The organism is Candidatus Thiosymbion oneisti (assembly GCF_900092655.1).
Taxonomy (GTDB): Bacteria; Pseudomonadota; Gammaproteobacteria; order Chromatiales; family Chromatiaceae; genus Thiosymbion; species Thiosymbion oneisti.
Genome location: NZ_FLUY01001194.1, coordinates 1 through 16,642, shown reverse-complemented (window position 1 = coordinate 16,642; position 16,642 = coordinate 1). Strand labels below are relative to the sequence as shown.

14 protein-coding genes are annotated in these 16,642 nt (G+C 58.7%); 3 read left to right on the top strand and 11 right to left on the bottom strand.

The window, feature by feature from the left end; genetic code table 11:
- Positions 1–1,227 precede the first annotated feature (1,227 nt).
- From BQ17_RS12185 to tssE, 6 genes are all read right to left on the bottom strand, one after another.
- A complete protein-coding gene (locus BQ17_RS12185; protein WP_089727424.1) occupies positions 1,228–4,089 on the bottom strand; it encodes a type VI secretion system ATPase TssH in 2,862 nt (953 codons plus the stop codon).
- A 718-nt stretch (positions 4,090–4,807) separates the two neighbouring features.
- Positions 4,808–6,070, bottom strand: a complete 1,263-nt coding sequence (locus BQ17_RS12180; RefSeq protein WP_089727423.1) for a TRM11 family methyltransferase — start codon at positions 6,068–6,070, stop codon at positions 4,808–4,810.
- Positions 6,067–6,879, bottom strand: coding sequence for a hypothetical protein (locus BQ17_RS12175; RefSeq protein ID WP_089727422.1), 813 nt, complete (start codon positions 6,877–6,879; stop codon positions 6,067–6,069). The genes BQ17_RS12180 and BQ17_RS12175 overlap by 4 nt, the downstream gene beginning before the upstream one ends.
- Positions 6,880–7,154: 275 nt before the next feature.
- Complete coding sequence (gene tssG, locus BQ17_RS12170; RefSeq protein ID WP_089727420.1) at positions 7,155–8,222, bottom strand: type VI secretion system baseplate subunit TssG; 1,068 nt, start codon at positions 8,220–8,222, stop codon at positions 7,155–7,157.
- Positions 8,186–10,057, bottom strand: a complete 1,872-nt coding sequence (gene tssF / locus BQ17_RS12165; protein WP_089727418.1) for a type VI secretion system baseplate subunit TssF — start codon at positions 10,055–10,057, stop codon at positions 8,186–8,188. Before tssF ends, tssG begins: the two co-directional genes overlap by 37 nt.
- A 301-nt stretch (positions 10,058–10,358) precedes the next feature.
- A complete protein-coding gene (gene tssE, locus BQ17_RS12160) occupies positions 10,359–10,856 on the bottom strand; it encodes a type VI secretion system baseplate subunit TssE (RefSeq protein WP_089727416.1) in 498 nt (165 codons plus the stop codon).
- A 289-nt stretch (positions 10,857–11,145) separates the two neighbouring features.
- On the opposite strand from tssE, the gene BQ17_RS20745 reads away from it, so the two are divergent.
- Genes BQ17_RS20745 through BQ17_RS12150 form a run of 3 tightly spaced genes read left to right on the top strand, consistent with a single transcriptional unit; the run spans position 11,146 to position 11,921 of the window.
- Positions 11,146–11,319 (top strand): DUF2281 domain-containing protein, encoded by a 174-nt coding sequence (locus BQ17_RS20745; protein ID WP_218068251.1) that lies wholly within the window; start codon positions 11,146–11,148, stop codon positions 11,317–11,319.
- Positions 11,320–11,362: 43 nt separating this feature from the next.
- Positions 11,363–11,680, top strand: a complete 318-nt coding sequence (locus BQ17_RS12155; RefSeq protein ID WP_256091567.1) for a BrnT family toxin — start codon at positions 11,363–11,365, stop codon at positions 11,678–11,680.
- A 10-nt stretch (positions 11,681–11,690) separates the two neighbouring features.
- Entirely contained in the window at positions 11,691–11,921 is a 231-nt protein-coding gene (locus BQ17_RS12150) for a hypothetical protein (protein WP_089727425.1), read from the top strand.
- A gap of 112 nt (positions 11,922–12,033) precedes the next feature.
- Here the strand turns inward: BQ17_RS12150 and BQ17_RS12145 are convergent, their stop codons facing one another.
- From BQ17_RS12145 to BQ17_RS12125, 5 genes are all read right to left on the bottom strand, one after another.
- Entirely contained in the window at positions 12,034–12,396 is a 363-nt protein-coding gene (locus tag BQ17_RS12145) for a hypothetical protein (protein WP_141699251.1), read from the bottom strand.
- Positions 12,397–12,683: 287 nt separating this feature from the next.
- Positions 12,684–13,136 (bottom strand): DUF6756 family protein, encoded by a 453-nt coding sequence (locus tag BQ17_RS12140; protein ID WP_089727412.1) that lies wholly within the window; start codon positions 13,134–13,136, stop codon positions 12,684–12,686.
- Positions 13,133–14,476 carry a PAAR-like domain-containing protein gene (locus tag BQ17_RS22695; RefSeq protein ID WP_218068250.1) on the bottom strand — a complete coding sequence of 448 codons (1,344 nt, stop codon included), beginning with the start codon at positions 14,474–14,476 and terminating at the stop codon, positions 13,133–13,135. Before BQ17_RS22695 ends, BQ17_RS12140 begins: the two co-directional genes overlap by 4 nt.
- Positions 14,469–15,605 (bottom strand): DUF2169 family type VI secretion system accessory protein, encoded by a 1,137-nt coding sequence (locus BQ17_RS12130; protein ID WP_089727411.1) that lies wholly within the window; start codon positions 15,603–15,605, stop codon positions 14,469–14,471. Before BQ17_RS12130 ends, BQ17_RS22695 begins: the two co-directional genes overlap by 8 nt.
- Positions 15,606–15,616: 11 nt before the next feature.
- Positions 15,617–16,642, bottom strand: a 1,026-nt coding sequence (locus BQ17_RS12125) for a type VI secretion system Vgr family protein (protein ID WP_141699250.1), incomplete at its 5' end; no start/stop codon positions are given.

Sequence of the window (16,642 nt, the reverse complement as noted above, 5' to 3'; positions counted from 1 at the left end):
TGGCCGAGCAGGTCTTCGTGCTTGATATTCACAGACTTGCTGATGAGTTCCAGTTGGTACTCGAACAGGGTGCTCAGGTGCTCGCTGCCGCTCATGGAACGCAGGAGCAAAACATCTTCGCCGAGGGGGGTGGTGACCGCGAGGGTCCGGGCTTGTTGGCTCAAGGGCATGGCTTTTCTCTCCCGAAAATCGCGACCAAGTATCGATTGGACAGGCTCCGGGTGCAAGGGTTGGCACTCGCAATCGATGCTCTATCCTAGGAGTGCCCGTATACCGGATGGGGTGCCGGAGAAGAGCTTCCAACCGGAGGCGCTTCTTAGCGACGACGATGGAATAGAGATCGATTGCCGCACCGGCGACCAGTAACACTCGTCCAGCATAACGAAAATATCTGGCTCCCTTATATAGTGCTTGGCCGCCACGCCCCACCGGTGTGTGGTCCTGTATCCTAAATACGTTATAGGTTCCTCTTTGATTCCAGTGATAGTTGACCGTGTCGGTCTTTGGGTTATACCCGAAATCCAGGCGTAAATGCCGCTTGCCGAACTTGTCCTGGATAAAGAGCGTGGAAGTGGAGCCGCCTGGGGGAGGCCGTCCCCGGGGAGAAAGCTCGATATGCAGACCCCCGCTGCCGGGCACGGGAATACGGACTTTCGATGCTATACCGACACCGACGGGAACGGTGCCGGAGGTGGGCTCCTCGGACAGGACAGCATCGGTAGGCGGTGTTTCCGGCGTTTCCGAGGGGTGTCTGGGTATGCTCAGAGGGCCCCAGAGGTGGGGCTTGGGAGATGAGTTCGGCGTAGTCGTGGAAGCCGGTCGGTCCGGGCGTCTCACCCAGCTCCGAGAACACGGATGGATCGGCTTGGTCGTTGAGTCCCAAGGGTCCCGGAGTCCTGGCAGGAAATATGCGTTGTCCGAAATCAGGATGGAATCACTGTTTGATCGGTAGGTATCCAAAGCGATTGCAAATCTTTTACTCAATTGATGGCGTTGCGCCTCTTTATTGGGGTAATCGATATTGGGGATATAACCGAAAACAAATGCCACTGATCTTTCATTCATGTTTTTCTTTACTTAGAACTGTTGGAGAGCCTGGTAGATCGAAATCGGGATCGGAATCGCAATCGGAATCCCGATTTCGATCCCGATCCCGATTTCGGGTTATGACGCACCCCAATCGACTTGGCTACCTGACTGATGCGGTTCGCTGAATGTCAACACACCCTAGTCAAAGGTATACTCGAACCCACCCTCAACGACACTGATACCGACCCGTCCCAGCGCGTCCCCGGCGAGGGTGCGTTCGAGGATCTCCCGGCTGATCGCGGGCAGGACGGTATTGGTGAGGATGGCGTCCACCACCCGGGCGCCGCTCTCCACCTCGCGGCAGCGCTCAGCGATGAGGGTGACCACCGCATCGTCGTAGGTGAGGGGGACCCGATGGTTCTCCTCGATGCGCTCGGCGATGCGCCCGAGCTGGAGGCGGATGATGGCGGCGAGCAGCTCGTCGTTCAGCGGGTAATAGGGGATGGCGACCAAGCGCCCCAGCAGGGCCGCGGGGAAGGTCTTCAGCAGGGGTTGGCGCAGGGCGTTGGTGATGCCCTCCGGCTCGGGCATGAGCTCCGGGTCCTTACATAGGCCCATGATGAGCTCCGTGCCCACGTTGGTGGTCAGCAGGATCAGGGTGTTGCGAAAGTCGATGTAGCGCCCTTCGGCGTCTTCCATCCACCCCTTGTCGAAGACCTGGAAGAAGATCTCGTGCACGTCTTGGTGGGCCTTCTCGACCTCGTCGAGCAGCACCACGCTGTAGGGCTTGCGGCGCACCGCCTCGGTGAGGATACCGCCCTCGCCGTAGCCGACGTAGCCCGGCGGTGCCCCCTTGAGGGTGGAGACCGTGTGGGCCTCTTGGAACTCGCTCATGTTGATGGTGACGATGTTCTGCTCGCCGCCGTAGAGGGCCTCCGCCAGGGCCAGACCGGTCTCGGTCTTGCCCACGCCGGAGGGTCCGCACAGCATGAAGACGCCGATGGGCTGGTCCGGGTTGTCCAACCGGGCGCGGGAGGTCCGGACGCGACGGGCGATCATCTCCAGGGCATGGCGCTGGCCGATGACGCGCTGGTTCAGGGTGTCGGCGAGCTTGAGCACCGCCGCGACCTCGTTCTTGACCATGCGCCCCACCGGGATCCCGGTCCAGTCGGCGACCACCGCGGCCACCGCCTGGGCGTCTACGCTGGGGAGGATGAGCGGGGTCTCACCCTGGAGCCCTTGGAGCTCGGTCTGCAATGACTTGAGTTCGTCGAGCAGTTTGGCCCGTTGCTCCGCGCTGAGCGGTTGCCCCTCGTCTTCCGGCCCTGACGGAGCAGGCGTGGGCGGCGGCTCGTGGCCCGCCGGAGATCCCGGGCCGGGCGTTTGGGCATCGCCTTCCGACTTCGGCAGGGGCTGTCTGGCGGGCGGCTCGTCGTCCATCGGAAGGGTCTTGGTAATCCCATCGGCGGTATCCGCCAGCGCCGTCTCGGTGCCTTCCACTTCATCGGTCCGTCCCCGCAGCTGGGCCCGTAGGTCCAGGATCCGGTCCACCAGACTCTGTTCTTGCTCCCAACGCCCTTCCAATATCGCCAGGCGGTCTCGTTCTGCTTCCATCCGGTCCTGTGCGAATTGTTGCCGTGCGGCGGTATCCACGCCGACGGCGGTCTCGCGGTCGATGATGGCCAGCTCGGTCTCCAGTCCTTCGATGCGGCGACGGGCGTCCTCCACTGCTGCCGGGACCGCGCTCTGGCTGATGGCGACCCGGGCGCAGCTGGTGTCGAGCAGGCTCACCGCCTTGTCCGGTAGCTGTCGCGCCGGGATGTAGCGGTGGGAGAGCTTTACTGCCGTCTCCAGGGCCTCGTCGAGTATCTGCACGCGATGGTGTGCTTCGAGCGTGGTGGCGATACTCCGTGCCATGAGGATGGCGTTCCCCTCGTCCGGCTCCTCGACCTGGATGACCTGGAAGCGACGGGTGAGGGCGGGGTCCTTTTCGATGTGCTTCTTGTACTCGCCCCAGGTGGTAGCGGCGATGGTGCGTAAGGTACCCCGGGCCAGGGCCGGTTTGAGCAGATTGGCCGCGTCGCCGGTGCCGGCGGCACCGCCCGCGCCGATCAAGGTATGGGCCTCGTCGACGAACAGGATGATGGGCGTCGGTGAGGATTGGACTTCCTCGATGACCTGACGCAGTCGGTTCTCGAACTCGCCCTTCATGCTGGCGCCGGCCTGCAACAGACCGATATCCAGGGTGCGCAGGGTGACGTCCCGGAGCGGGGGCGGCACCTCGCCGGCGGCGATGCGGTGCGCGAAGCCCTCGACCACGGCGGTCTTCCCGACGCCCGCCTCGCCGGTGAGGATGGGGTTGTTCTGCCGCCGGCGCATGAGGATATCCACGAGCTGCCGGATTTCCTCGTCACGCCCGACGATGGGGTCGATCTCCCCGTTGCGGGCCCGTTCCGTGAGGTCGAGGGAGAACTGCTGCAGGGCCTCTTGCTTGCCCATCTGGGCGGGGGCCATGGCACCGCTGGCCTCGCCCGGAACCGCACCGCCGCCGACCTGGAAGCCGTCGGTCGCGCCCAGCCGTGCTTCCGGGGAGCCACTCAGGAGCTCGTCGAAGCGCTCGGTCAAGGCATCGACACCGATCTTGTCGAACTCCTTGGAGATGTCCACCAGTCCCGCGCGCAGGCCGCGGGTCTTAAGGATGCCCACCACGAGATGACCGGTACGCACCTGGGACTCGCCGAACAGCAAGGTGCCATAGACCCAGCCGCGCTCCACGGCCTCCTCCACATCCGAGGAGAGGTCGGAGATGGAGCGCGAGCCCCGCGGGAGGCGGTCGAGGGCAGTGGTGAAATCCTGCGCCAGCCGGGACGGATCCAGACCGAAGCCGCGGATGATGCGGTGCAGATCCGAATCCTGGTTCTGGAGGATCTGATGGAGCCAGTGCACCAGCTCCACGTAAGGGTTGCCCCGCATCTTGCAGAAGACGGTGGCGCTCTCGATGGCCTTATAACCCAGGCTATTGAGCTTTCCAAACAGTGCTGTGCGGCTGATTTCTGTCATGTTACGAACCCTCTATGATCCCGACACGGAAGAGTTATCCGCAAATGAACGCAAATCGACGCAGATGGATCAAGAGCCGTCGATGATGGCGAGCCGATTGCGACCGGTCTGCGTTACTAACCGTATCGAAACTAAAGCCATTGGTTCCCCCTCTCCCCAACCCCTCTCCCGGCGGGAGAGGGGCTTTTGCGATACCCTCCCAAGGGAACGAGGGAGCAGACGCGGCATTACTTTCGATTTTCTTAGCAATTCGCATCCATTGGCGGTAAAAAGCGAAGTCGCCGGGATTATGATTGAGTATGGGAAAATTATCCACCCGCTTCATTTGTCCCCAAATGACGCAGATTCTCGCAGATTAAAGGAAAATAACCACAGAGGACACAGAGGACACAGAGGACACAGAGGGCACAGAGAAAAGAGAATTGCTGAGAATGAGATGTCGCAACGCCAGGACGCCAAGACGCAGAGAAAAAACCTTTGCGTCCTTGCGCCTTTGCGTTCTCTTCTGTTCTCTGTGTTCTCGGTGCCCTCTGTGGTGCAAAAACGCAACCATGACAAAGCCTTTGATTGTGGGAAACGTTTTCGTATCTCTACTTAGGAGATAAGCTCTTCAATGGTTTCTAGTACCTAGGGTCTGTTGGCATTTTTAGACAGTCTCTAACGCTTCGATCCAGCGGTGGCGGAACGCCTTCCGCTGTAACCGGTTGTCAGCTGTTGTTCACTTTCTTGCACTGACGTCAAACTCGTAAAGCTCTTTCTTCGAGTTTCGTTTTCGAGTGCGTGTGATGCGCGCATCACTGAACCCTGACTCTGTGAGCATTTCGGCAAATAACCGCTCGACCGGAACGACCGTGTCATAAAACCTTGAGTTACCAATGATGTAGTGAACGGTCCCGCCTATCTTCATCACGTTCGCTACATCTCTGAGGTGGTGCCACATGTCTTCAAAGTACTTCGCGACGTAATTCGACAAGAGAATACCGCTCTTATTATCGGCCTTTCGTATTCCGGATAGAATCGTCTGGAAGTACGGTGGGTAGAAGCCATCGGGAGATCGATGCCACTCCAGAAGTCTACTGGTGGCTATTCCCCACGTCCCCCCAATGGTGGACCAGTCCATGTCACCAGCATCCCGGCCATTGTTTAGGTAACAGAGCCAGTACATGTACGGTCTCAACTCTCGAATGTAGGACATCCTGTTAGGATAGGGGGGCGATGTTATGAGCAAATCGTACTCACCGCAAACTACATTCGATATGGAACGGGAGTCACCGGCAATCACGCTCGCAGCACCGCTAGGATTGTTGCTGGCGGAACTGAGAATCTCCCGTCCCTCGGTACGTGCAATATAGGCAAGGTCGGGCTCCAAGTCGAACAATGCCGGTTGCCGCTCCTTTGAAGCGTCCACCTTCACTTTGTCCTTGAAGGACATTGACTGATGGTTGAATGCGGCGTTGGAGAAGTTGATTACGAGACGACAGAAAACGACGAGTAGCAGGTCTCGGGTCGCACAGTCGTGGCGAATAGTATTATCCAAGGCCGCCTTGAATTTACACAGGAAATCCAGCTTCTCCGGGTTCCACCACCTTTGGAGGTTGTGCATCGGAGGTGGGGCCACGGGCCTGGCCTGCTTACGGGTCGCTTGGGAGATCAGGTGGGCGAGCGCATCACTGGCACGACGAACGCAAGCAGGAGAATAGGTGGCGAGTTTGACGTTTCCGAACCATGTGAGGAAAGGGTTGATCTCTACTCCGGTCGCGGTGTTACCAGCGTAGGCGGCACAAAGAGGGGTTGTGGCGGTCCCGGAAAAAGGATCGAGAACCCGAATCCCTCGATCCGAAGCCGTCAAGATTTCGGAGACAAGTTTCACGGAGTATGCAGGCGTGAGACGAAGCCAACCGTGCCTTCCATAGTGGCGGTTGAGCTTGAAAGTTAGATCGGCATTTTGCTGAGCTGATTCGGAAAATTGAACCTTACTCATGATGGCGTCAAGAGTGCCATGAGCATGGCCTCTACCTCCTTCCTGATGGCGGGACTATTGCGCTGGAAAAAACCGGCAAGATCGTATCCGATCACATCTTTGCAAAAGCCGTAAAACGATTCGTCAGAGGAAGCATTGTCCGTCAACCCCGTGAGGAGCATCCATCTTTCGTTGCGGTAACGCTGTGCAATATCTTCGTCTATCTGAAGCGAGAGGATTCCCGCGCAAGGAAGGAGCCCCTTCGTGTAAGCCGTAGCCGCATTGGCAATGTCCGCATTCTGCCGCTTGGAGTCCTTGCTCTTGTAACCCTGTCGGATCTCGAAGACGATACCTTGTAGGGTCTTGGCAATGGCAGAATCGATATCAATCCGGTTTGCGGCATTCCGCATCCAGGATCGAACGCGACGCCTTCGCGCGGTATCTGCGATACTCGAAATGGGGATACGTGCATCGAGGTGAAGTTTCCGCGCCTTTCCGCCGCCCACACGCGGAAGCGTATAGGACCACCTCACGTCTTCGTCGTTTAGGTCAAGTTGGTCTTGCAGGATACGCCTGAACAGAAACTCGCAGCCCATGCCGATTTGCCGATAGATACTGGTCATCCCCCCTGCGGCTTTGTGGGCCGCGTACATGAGGGGATTGTCAAGGCCAAGCCAATTGTAGAAGGGATCAGCCCTGTAGATACGCTGGAACTCGTCGAGTTCATATCCGGCCTTTGCACCATGGCCGAGTTTCGGCTTGTACGTGGCGCAGACCTGAATATAGCCCGTGAGAATGGCCAAATAGTCCTCGTCGGTCGATTGGGTCATTCAATATCTCGCATCATCGATTTTAGTCATTCCGATTTGGTCCTTGGTTTAAGGGATCACGATCCACATTGACAGCCATATCATCACTCCAAGTCCGAACACGCTGTCTGCCTGGCGGCAGGCCAGTTAGCCCGACCCAGGTCTTTTTAATCCGCAGATTACGCAGATTTTCACAGATTGTTTTGTTTTTTCATCTGTGAAAATCTGCGTAATCTGCGGATAAAGGATGTCGTTCGCCCGCGCTCGGATAACTGTCAACAACCCCTAACTCAGCCTCAAGCCACGGGCATCCTGGGTGGCAAACCCCCGTCGTCTCCCTGCCAGGCCATAGCGTCCAACAAAAGGTCATCGCCGTCCCTTGCCAAGGGGCGGCTGGTGAGCCAGGTGGTCCAGCCGAGCAGACCGGCAGCCCCGAGCCGGATGGGCGGGACCTCCGCTCGTTTCAGGACCGGATTTAAGTCCCAGCTCAGTTGGTCACCCGTATAGTTGCGCACGACGGCAACCACACGTGCCAAGCTGGCGCCGCCGGGCAACAGGCGCTCATAGTCCTGCATCCCCAGCGGGCCGATGCGGACCCGGAACTTAGACTGCCGATCCCACACCCGGGCGCCAACGATGGTGTTCACCCCCAGGGCACCGGTGGCCGGTGACTCGCCTAATCGCCAGTGCTGATCGGCCGGGAGAGCAAGCCAATGCCCGACTAGCTCCTCGATCCGTACCGGGAGCTTGAGGAAATCCGCGAGGATCGACCGCAGCCCATCGGCGTGGCGGATCTGGCAGGACAGATGGCCGGTATAATGGCGCTTGGCCAGGTCGGGCATGGCATCCCGGTTGCAATAGGCCGGCATCCCGATGCCGAATAGGGACCCCACATAGTCCCCGAAACGGTCCGCCTCCGGACGATCGAGGCTCACCGTGGGCTGGGCCTGTGACCAGCCCCGGTAGAACAGGCTCAGCATCCGGTGGTTGAAGACGTCCAGAAAACGGGCGAAGGTCGGATCGTCGGCGTTGCGGAGCCGGTCCCTAGCATATTCGGTGAGATGCAGGGGCAGGGGACCGTTCGGTCCCAGCAGCCCGAGGAAGTGGACCTCCAGGCGCGGCGGCCTGCCGTCCGTACCGGCCTGGAAGCCGGCAATGGTCGCGGGGGCAAAGGTGGTGGCGGGTTCCTGCCCCAGCCGTACCGGATCGTCCGCCGCCTTGGTCGCGCTGCCCAGGCGGGGCTGGTGGCGGTAGAGGTTCTCCAACCGCCGCAACGCCTGGAAAAAATCGAACCCGAAGGGCGCCTGCCCGAGGGCGGAAAACAGATCTACAGGATCTGTCTGCGGCCGATGGTTGCCGGCCATCGCATCATCTCTCCCCGGCCCGTCTTGAGGACCGTCTCCGTGAAGGAGTTGATAGCCGCATAGCGGGCGAAGAAGCGCTCGAGCACCGAACCGAGCAAAAACACCCCGCTTCCCTCGAAGGCGGTCTCGTCGCAGGACAGGGTGATCTCCAAGCCGCGGGCATAGGTCACGGGACGTGCTCCGGGCAGGCGGCGGGTAATGGGCCTGGAGGCGACCGATTGCACCCCTTCGATCTGCTTGCGGATGGCGGCATCGGCGGCATCGCCGTAGAGCGCCAGCAGCTCCCGCAAGGCCGCCGCGCCGTCCTGGGCCCCGTCGACGAGCGACAGGTAGTTGAGGGATAGGTGGCTGATGAGGCGCCAGGCAGTGTCGCCATGGGCATGGGAAGGGCGCGGCGCGGTCGGCCCGGCGACGACGCGGACCGCCGCTACCGGCGCACCTTCCGCGACGCCGAAGTCGGTACCCCCGGTGCCGACGGGTAGCTGCAGGGGCAGATCACGGTTGGTACAGAGGGTTGTTACTCCGAGCTGGTACAGGTCGCTCCGGTACGGGGTCCGGGCGGTGTCCACCAGGTCGAGGTAGACCTCGCTGCCGATATAGCTGGTCCGAGGTCCCTCTCGGCGTTGGCGGGACGACAAACGCCGCGGGACCCGGTGCAGGCTGTAATAGGCCGGGTGATCGCCGGGACTGGTCAGATCGTGGGCGGCATAGAAAGGCAGGAATGTCTGCAATTCCCGCTCGGCCTCCGTGTACCCGGTGACGCTGTTCACCTGATAGACCTCATAGTCCAGCGGGCGGGTACGGTCCGGAATCAGGTGGTGTTCATGGACGCCCTCGGACAAGCGGATGCGGTCGCAGCGTTTGGGAAACAGATTGATGGCGGGGGTGCAGAACAGACCGAAGTTCGAGGCGTCCAGGCTCTGCTCCAGCACGGGGTCACGCCGCGGCAGTAGGATAATGATGTCGAGCTCGTTGCTCGCCGTGCGCCGCAGGGATGGGGACAGGCCGCGCAGCTCGACGAACAAGAAGCGTTCGGGAAAGGCAAAGTATTCGTGCAGGTTACGGTAGCCCTGAAAGGAGGCCGGAGGATACGGGAGAAGCGCATCTGCGTCCGCGAATCCCCTGGGGGCGAGGGCCGAAGGATCGAGCAGATCGCACCAAGGCAGCGGGCGTTCGATGGGCTGGACGATGACCGCCACCGGCTTTGCCGACAGCAGCTCATAGAGACGGAACGGCAGCTCGTCGGCCCCCCGCAGAAAGAGGGGCAGGCGATCCAGATTCAGCTGGTCGAGATTCAGGCCCGCGGTGCAGCGCAGGCGCAGCCTGATGCCGGCCTTGCTGCGTTTGAGCACCGCAAGATCGGTTTTGACCACGGGACCGGCATGGACGAAGTATTCGGCCGCGGTGAGCTCCAGGGGCCATAGGGTGAGCTCGTGGGCAGTACGATATTCGCAAAAGGTATCCTGTCCCGTTCCGAGCTCCCTCTTCATCGAACTATTACGGGGTAGGACATAGCCCTCCGCCAGGGCCCCTTCGGTAAGGTCCGGTTGGAACTGGACCACCGCCATCGAGGGCATGGGAGCGAGGTAGTGGGGATAGACCACCTCCAACAGGTGCTGCGTAAAGGCGGGGAACTGGGCGTCGATCTTGAGCTGGACCCGGGCCGCGAGATAGGCGAAGCCTTCCAGCAACCGTTCGACGTAAGGATCGGCGCACTCGAAACCACTCAGGCCCAGGCGCCCGGCAATCTTCGGAAACTCCGCGGCGAACTCTCCGCCGATCTCGCGGATATGTTGCAGCTCGCGGTTGTAGTATTCCAGGTGGCGGGGGTCCATAAGAGCCTGTCCAGCTAACGACTAGGTGGCGTTGACATTTAGTGTCATTTCGAGCGTAGCGAGAAATCTTATGCCCAGGGAATCTTTGTCGAGGTGGAAGATCCCTTGCTACGCTCGGGATGACAGCTCCCTTCGGTCGAGATGACAGAGACTGGTTTTATCAGAAAATTCTACTGAAACGGGGTACCAGGGGCTGTTGACATATCAGAAGGACCGCACAGCGGACCCTACAGTCAATCAAGTGGTTAAGCGTAGGGTCCGCTGTGCGGACCGCCTGGGTGTTTTAGGTAAGGCTCGGCAGTTACCGCTCGGAGACCTCGAAGGCCCCGGACTCCAGGTCAACTTCGGTCTTGAGATAGAGCTGCTGTGGCAGCGGTTGCCCCCAGAGCTCCCCTTCGATGTCGAACCGGACCGCGTTGTGGCTCATGCTGTCCGCGTCGACCACCGCGCGGACCTCCAGACTAGCGGGCAGGATGCGGGGCTCGAAACGCCGGATGATGTCCTTCAGGCCTTTCTCCAATGAGCCGACCTCCAGGCCGGAGACGTTCTTGCCCGCCAAATCCGGCAGGCCATAGTTGAGCACCGAATCGGCCACCTGCGGGTAGGGAGACAGGTCCTGCACCGAGGCCAGATCGACGGCATTGAGCAGCCACTGGAGATCACGAATGACGGAGCTGCGCAGTTGGCGCGGGGAGAGCACCCGCTGCTCCCGCGATTCCTTGTCTTGACGCGGCTCGTCATCCGTGAGCCGGTCCAGCAGCGAAGGCTGCAGCCGTTCCTTTGGAGTGAGTTCGGCCATATGGATCTCTAGAGGGTGTTGACATTTAGAAAATCTGTACAGCGAACGCTACAGAAACTTGTCATTCCGAGCGTAGCGAGGAATCTTAAGATCCCTCGCTCCGCTCGGGATGACAGTGTGTTGCGACCATTTCACAGATGAAAAACAGCCGGTTAGATTTAAATGTCAACACCCCCTAGTATACCTGCCCTGGACCGCACTTCCCCGACTAGTAGGCCGAGGTCGAAAGGTGATTACGACAATTTTTACGATAACAGTTCGGAATCCATGAATCCATAGGGGGGTTGACATGGCAATGCCTTCACAACACGCACAAACCTTGATCGAGAAGATTTGGTCACTTCCGGCAGATCGGGTCGCGGAGGTAGAGGATTTCGTGGATTCCCTGAAGCAACGGGAGCAGGCCAAACAACCTCCCACACGTAAACCGCTGGATTTTCCGGTGATCAGCGTAGGGAAGTAGCCCGATGATTTAAGTCTGTGCCGCGAGGAGGGATACGAGCAAAGTGGGTGTTTCAAAGATCGCACTACTTGACATTGCCTGGGATAACGCAAAGGCTCAGAGTAATCCAGTCAAGCATGGGGTCACCTTCGCGCAGGCTGTGACGGTTATGCTTGACCCGCCGGCGCTGACCGTATTCGATGAAGCCCATAGCGACACGGAGGAACGCTGGTTTACTTTGGGGCAAACCAGCGAGGGCCGTTTGCTGGCCGTGTCGCATACCTACCAACTCCTGGATGCCGACACGGCAAGAATCCGCCTGATCTCGGCACGCGAAGCCACGCATCGGGAACGGCAGCAATACGAGAACGAACCTCGGTAAGGTGAAGACGATGACGACACAAGCACATGACAATGACGACATACCCGAGGAAATCGATTTCTCCGGCGGCACACGCGGCAAGTTCTATCGCAAAGATGCGCAACTGCAACTGCCCATCCATTTGGAAGCCAGTGTGCAAAATACACTTGCCGCCATTGCTGATGCCAAAGGCGTTGATCTCTCGGTATTCGTGAATGATTTGCTCAAGAAAGATATTGAGTTGATTCAGATGAGCCGCTAAGAGGAAAAAGCCCAACTCAGGGGTTGGGCTTTTGATTCAGCAAACAGTTTCTAATCGCGTGATCCGGTTACGATATCAGCAGTGTAGCTGTCAGGAGTGTCAACAGCCCCTATCAGTTGATCTGGACCTGCTCTCCCTGTAGCTCGACGTCGCCATTGCCCATGAGGTTCAGGTTGCCGGCGGCGTGGATGTGCACATCGGCCCCGCTCTCGATGCGTACTTCATCGCGGCCGCGGATGGCCACACCTTGTGCCTCGAAATTCAGGTGGCCTTCCGTTCGTACCTGCAGACCGTTTTCGAAGCGGAGTACCGGCCCCCCCTCCTCGGTCACTTCGACGCTCAGTGTGACCTGGCCGTGCGGATCAAGGATACGCAGCAGGTTACCCCGAGCATCGTTCTCGATGACAAGGGTCTGCTGCCCCACCAATGGGAGGGAGGTCGTCTCACCCTCTGCTGCTGTAGTCATACTTTTCATGGATTCCGCTCCTTCGTCTCGATGAGAGCTGTGGTGTCTCCGACCGTGATTGTTCCCCTATGGGTTGTTTGGTCGTTAGTAGGGAGTAGGAACAAAATCAATGTCGTTAAGTTAAACCGTCATTCCGTCAGGGATTGGCGGAATCCAGTCACAGAGATGTGAAATTTCTTACAATTTCCATCGCTTCCTGGTTCCGGCAATTCCTGTCGAATCGACAGCATTGCCTTAACTTAATGGCATTGGGAACAAAATGGGTGTCCCTTTCTCCGCTTACTCTTTTCGAGGTATCAGCTCAGTGAAGTATTAATCTCCTTGGCCCTATCCAGCAGAATACCAGAAACCACAAGAGTATTGTGATGCGTGTCGAAGACAATCCAAGTGTTATTCTTATCCGTTATAAAATACTCGAAGAATCGTAGTTCCCTCAAAAGATCAATAATTTTCTCTATGTGTCCAATGAAAATAGGCCAAGGCGGGTTCTCATCATCTGTAGGAACAAGAAATACCGAGCCAGCCCTCCCGACAAGATCACTAACCACCGACAGTCCATCATTATCCCCATATTGGATAGTGACGGATTCGCCTCTGAGATTCTCCCACCACCATTGGCCTGACAAAGGATCAATGAACGTGTCCTGTATGAGCCCAAGTGTCGAAGATGCCTCATAATCATGCATTTCAAAGATTTCGCCTGACGAAGTAACATTCCGGATTTCATCAAGAAGTTCTTGCTCGATCATTGGTTTTTCCTATCTGGGCGCGATGGGTGTCTTGGGCCGTCATACGGAATGTTGCCCCGTTTTCCTCCACCACGTCCTCGCTTACCAGCGGACTGCCAGCTGATATGCTGAGTGTCATGATGGGGGCCAGGAGACTTATGTGGACCATCATAGCCTACCTTCGCCCCGCCTGGCCCTTTAAATTCCACAGCGGTTCCAGTTGCTTCGTCCACTTTACTAACTCGTATTTTTGACGGATCTGTCATACCTGCATTTTCGAATGCCTCTTCTCGAGCTTCATCAAAGCTCTTTTCCCTTTTTTCAGCTCTAGCACTTCCCTTTGTGACCTCTGGACTCTGTCCCGTTCCCTTAGCCCCTTCGATCTTTACTCCATTCTCTGGATTCGCATCGATTTTATCACTCTTTTTAGATGGCTCGGACTTTCTACCCTTTGTCCCCTTCACAATCTTCTTTGCTCCCTTCGCCCCCTCTGCAATCTTTACAACCTTGTCAACGCCTTTTGTTCCTATTGCTCCTATGACGATACCGCCTGCTCCGCAGATAATACGTCCGCTTACCTTGCCAACTTGCCCATTCTTCAAGTCTTCTACAACAGAGCCTATCTTATCCTTGGCAGAGGATCTCACATTCTCCAAGACAGCGCCGGGATCATCCAAAATTGCTCCGATAGTTTCTCCTATTCCATCGATGGTTTCTCCTATTTCGTCGATGGTTTCTCCTATTTCGTCGATGGTTTCCCCGAGAGGCTGATTAAACACATCTTCAACCTTATCTATAGCAGAGTCAACCATATCTTCGACAGAGTCAACCCCTTCCATCACACATGCCTCAACCTCCTCAAATAAGTCCCCAAACTGTTCCTCGGCAGCATCGACGGCATCGGCCATGTTCCTGAAATAGGCTTCGTCTTGGTCCGGTGGGATCGTGGCCCCCTCGGTATTCGGTGCCCCGCCGCCGTCTCCGAAATAGACCAACTTGCCGGTGGTGTTGCCATTGTTCATGGTGAAGCGATCACCATGGCGGACGACGAGTTGGCCGTTGACTCGCACCGTGCTTGAGCCCTGGATCGGCTCACACTTGCCGCCCACGGTGCCGGATTTGACGCCGCAGGCGCTGCCTGCTTGATCGCCCCTTACATCCGGGGTTTGGCTGCCCAGGGTGAAGGCCGGTTTGCCACCGAAGTTGACGTTCGGCGATGCCTTCAGGGCATCGCTGAGGTCCTTGGTGACCGGATAGGGCACCGGCGGCGTCGCGCCGCCGATTGGCGTCTTGCAGACGTCGGGGGTTTGGCTGACGACGATGGGACGACCGCTCTTGCGGGCGGCTTCCTGGTCAGCCATTGCTCGTGCCCTGCGGTTGGTTGTCCTTGATAAGCATCGGCTCGATGGCATCGGGTGCGGGATTTAATGGGTAGCGTACTCGCCAGGAGAGATAGACCCGCCACTGGGCCTGGTCCGGGGCGTCGATGTCGATGAGGATGGTGTCCAGCTTGAGTCGTTGATAGGCCGCTACATCGGCTGGTAGCCGCAGGCGGGCCAGCAGGTGGTAGCCCGGTAGCCTCAGGTGGCAGATCGGTTGGCCGGGTAGCAAATGCTCCAGGCGCAGGGTTTCATTGCCCTTGAGGTGGCCACGCGCCAGTCCGGCTCCGATCAGGTCGGGATGGGCGCCATTGTGGTGGGCGTTATCGAAATCATCGGGCAACAGGGGGTGCTTGTTTGCTAGCCACGTGGCATCAAAGGTTCCTGCGAGGGCCAGGCGTGGCTGCCAGGCCCGGTGAATGAAGCCGAAGCCTTGCGGCGGATAGGTTGCGTGAGGATCGGTGATCGGCTGCCGGGGGTCTTCGATCCGGGGGGCCGGAACCAGGTCGGCCGGCTGTTTGTCATGCAACAGACCGATACCGATGGGATTTTGGTCGCAAAAGACAATCCAATGTCCGGGGGTACCGTCCGGGCCTGCCGGCTCTCGCAGGCCACCACCGAATGCGAGCTCATACCGGATCGGCACCTGGATGCACTCGCCAGGCTCCGAAAGTTGCCAGCGTTTCCATAATATCCCGGTACGTTGCCAGAAACGCTTGCCGGTGACTTGCAGGCGTTTATGGAACAGGGCTTTGCCTTCGCGGCTGGCAACACCGACACCGCATTGCCAACGCGGCTGCGGGGAACCGTCCGGGCTGTAGGTGACCGCGTTGAGGATCAAATCGGTACGCGGCTTGGAAGGGACGAAATCGCTCTCGTAGCGGACCGCGGATTGGCCGGATTGGCCGGATTGGCCGGATTGGCCGAAGAACCGGTCTTCACCGAACCATGCGCCCTGTTCGGCTGCGGGGTGGAGCGCAAGGTGGGATCCGGCATTGCCGGCGCTGAGCTCGAAACAACCTCGTACCAGGAGGACGCCTTGCGCGCATCCGTCGGGGGCGAGTACTTCCCAGGTAATCGCCGGGAAGGGGGTGTAGTTGATGAGCTGCATGTTGCGCCAGCTCAGTTAACGTCCACTACCTTGCCGTCGATCTTGACACCGTCGGCACCGCTGGCGTGTACCAGCTTGCCTTGCAGGATGATGGTGCCATCCTGTTTCATCACCAGGGAACTCTTGCCGACCACGATTTCCAGCTCATCGCCGGCTTTGATGAAGAACTTCTTGCCCACCAGGACATTCTTGGAGAGTCCGACTTCTTCGGCTTGGATCAGGCCAACACTGGTGTTCATGGCCCCTCCCACACTCACTTGGTAGGCAGCACCGATACTCAGGGCCTTGGCGGCACCGATGCTCTCCGCTTTGGCGGCGGCAATGGTCTCCGATTTACTGGCGGCGATGGTTACCGTCTCGTTGCCACCGACATTTTCAGTACGATTGGCGCCGATGGAGAGGGTCTGATTGGCACCGACGGTATCAGTGCGGTTACTGCCGACGCTGATGGTCTCGTTGTTGACCACGGTCTGGTTGCGATCATGGCCGATGTTGATGGTCTCGTCACTGCCGACGGTCTTGGCACGATCCTTCCCGATCCGGATGGTCTCGTTATTGGTGACATCCCGACTGCGATCATTCAGCACATGCTCACGCAGGTCGTGCTCAATGGTGCTGTCTTTGTCGAATTGACCATGCTCACGGATCAGCTCCTGGCCCTTGGTGTCGTCCATGACGTATTCGTTGTAACCGCCGCCGCCTTTGGTGCTGTTGGACATGAGTCCGCTGATGGCGGCACCAGCGGGTAGTTTGTAGGGGGGCTTGGTGACGTCGTTGTAGACCCGGCCGGTGATGATGGGGCGGTCGGGGTCGCCTTCCAGGAAGTCGACGATGACTTCTTGGCCGATGCGGGGGATGGCAATGGCGCCCCAGTTCTTGCCGGCCCAGGGGTGGGCGACGCGCACCCAGCAGGAGCTGTGCTCGTCGGATTTGCCGTAGCGGTCCCAGTGGAACTGGACCTTGACCCGGCCGTATTGGTCGGTCCAGAGCTCTTCGCCGGCTTTGCCGACGACGATGGCGGTCTGGGGGCCTTGGAC

What these genes read in the sequence shown, in the direction of transcription:
- BQ17_RS12185 (WP_089727424.1), bottom strand. Translation starts at nt 4,089, where the DNA reads ATGACAGAAATCAGCCGCACAGCACTGTTTGGAAAGCTCAATAGCCTG.
- BQ17_RS12180 (WP_089727423.1), bottom strand. Translation starts at nt 6,070, where the DNA reads ATGAGTAAGGTTCAATTTTCCGAATCAGCTCAGCAAAATGCCGATCTA.
- BQ17_RS12175 (WP_089727422.1), bottom strand. Translation starts at nt 6,879, where the DNA reads ATGACCCAATCGACCGACGAGGACTATTTGGCCATTCTCACGGGCTAT.
- tssG (WP_089727420.1), bottom strand. Translation starts at nt 8,222, where the DNA reads ATGGCCGGCAACCATCGGCCGCAGACAGATCCTGTAGATCTGTTTTCC.
- tssF (WP_089727418.1), bottom strand. Translation starts at nt 10,057, where the DNA reads ATGGACCCCCGCCACCTGGAATACTACAACCGCGAGCTGCAACATATC.
- tssE (WP_089727416.1), bottom strand. Translation starts at nt 10,856, where the DNA reads ATGGCCGAACTCACTCCAAAGGAACGGCTGCAGCCTTCGCTGCTGGAC.
- BQ17_RS20745 (WP_218068251.1), top strand. Translation starts at nt 11,146, where the DNA reads ATGGCAATGCCTTCACAACACGCACAAACCTTGATCGAGAAGATTTGG.
- BQ17_RS12150 (WP_089727425.1), top strand. Translation starts at nt 11,691, where the DNA reads ATGACGACACAAGCACATGACAATGACGACATACCCGAGGAAATCGAT.
- BQ17_RS12145 (WP_141699251.1), bottom strand. Translation starts at nt 12,396, where the DNA reads ATGAAAAGTATGACTACAGCAGCAGAGGGTGAGACGACCTCCCTCCCA.
- BQ17_RS12140 (WP_089727412.1), bottom strand. Translation starts at nt 13,136, where the DNA reads ATGATCGAGCAAGAACTTCTTGATGAAATCCGGAATGTTACTTCGTCA.
- BQ17_RS22695 (WP_218068250.1), bottom strand. Translation starts at nt 14,476, where the DNA reads ATGGCTGACCAGGAAGCCGCCCGCAAGAGCGGTCGTCCCATCGTCGTC.
- BQ17_RS12130 (WP_089727411.1), bottom strand. Translation starts at nt 15,605, where the DNA reads ATGCAGCTCATCAACTACACCCCCTTCCCGGCGATTACCTGGGAAGTA.